The following is a 1,252-nucleotide window of genomic DNA, read 5'->3' as shown; positions in this document are numbered from 1 at the left end:
GCGGGCGGCTCCCCAGAACAGTCTCAGCCTGGAAGTTGGTCACTAGCTAGACACTACCTAACAGCCACAGGCGATAGGCTGAGAGGCCAGAGATGCTGTCGTGGCTTTCATCTTACCTCTCAGCGGTTTTTGAGATGTTGCTACAAAAGCTCATTATAAAAAGGCTTATTTAAAGTATTACTGTCATTAACAAAAGGTAACTTAAGTAAATGTTCTGGCGCAAGAATCTTGTAAATATCAAGCAGGTCTAAATTTTCCAGATCTCGCAGATCAAAATGAGTAAACTTAATTTGCTCAATAACTTTAGTGATCGCTGGTTCGGCAATTTGTTGATAGAAAAAATCCGTTTTTGTACTACTCAGTCTCCCTGCTTCAAAATCGCAAAACTGGTTAACTAGAGCCTTATTAGCAAAAAACAACTCCTCAAAAATCTTCGCATCGAAAATAAACCACTCATAAATATTTGTTACGATCAAGTGTTTAATCTCAAGATTTTTATCCGTCACCCTTTCGCGGAGAAAATATAAAACTAACTGCTGAAAAGCCTTGGTATTGAGATTATCCAGTCTTGGCATTTCTGCATTTATTGTCCGAGTAGGCTTCTTCGTCTCAAAAATGACCCCCACTGGACTTTTAACATCCTGGTTATTATGAATCACCAGATCAATGCGCTCTTTTGTATTGATAAAATAGCGATCAGCATAATAGGTATTTTTCAAAAAATCTATCAGCAAATTTTTATTAAACTCTTCCGACTTTTTGCTGTCACATTGGTCCAACAAGCGCACCAAATTAGCTCGAAAAACCTGAATTGTTTCAGCATCAGGCTTGATTTTTAAGTACACCCGATTTAAGGCTTGCTTGAGTTCTCGCTTATTGACAATCATAAAAATTTACCTCTAGGGAAACTACCGACTAATTTTATTATAAGTAGGGAGGCACAATTATTTGTAGGATGGGTTAGCGGTAGGACTTAATTAGTCGTCGCCGGCAACTTGTCGAGATGCGGACTGCCGAAAAGAACCGACGGGAACGCGCTCGCGGTAAAGCTCGATATCGAAGCCCATCTTGAGTATCTCGATAACTGCCTTGAAAAACTCAATCAAGAAATTGAGGAATTGACCCAAGCTAACCAACAATGGCCCGAGAAAGTCATCGAAAATTTTGGGTCTGAAACCCCGTCGTTCTACGACGGCTTTACTGTTAAATATGAGCATCGTTTACGAAATATATGCTAAAATGTGAGGTATGG

Annotated in this window: 2 pseudogenes; one reads left to right on the top strand and one right to left on the bottom strand. The window is 39.7% G+C overall.

What is annotated here, in order from left to right:
- Window positions 1-143: 143 nt before the first annotated feature.
- Window positions 144-887: pseudogene (locus PX481_RS09015) on the bottom strand (DUF7149 domain-containing protein); the annotation flags it as partial.
- A gap of 83 nt (window positions 888-970) precedes the next feature.
- Here PX481_RS09015 and PX481_RS30090 point away from each other — a divergent pair.
- Window positions 971-1,154: pseudogene (locus PX481_RS30090) on the top strand (IS110 family transposase); the annotation flags it as partial.
- Between the last annotated feature and the right edge of the window lie 98 nt (window positions 1,155-1,252).

The organism is Microcystis sp. M53603_WE2 (assembly GCF_030065435.1).
Note: the sequence above shows the minus strand (reverse complement) of the source record. Positions and strands in the feature narration are given on the sequence as shown.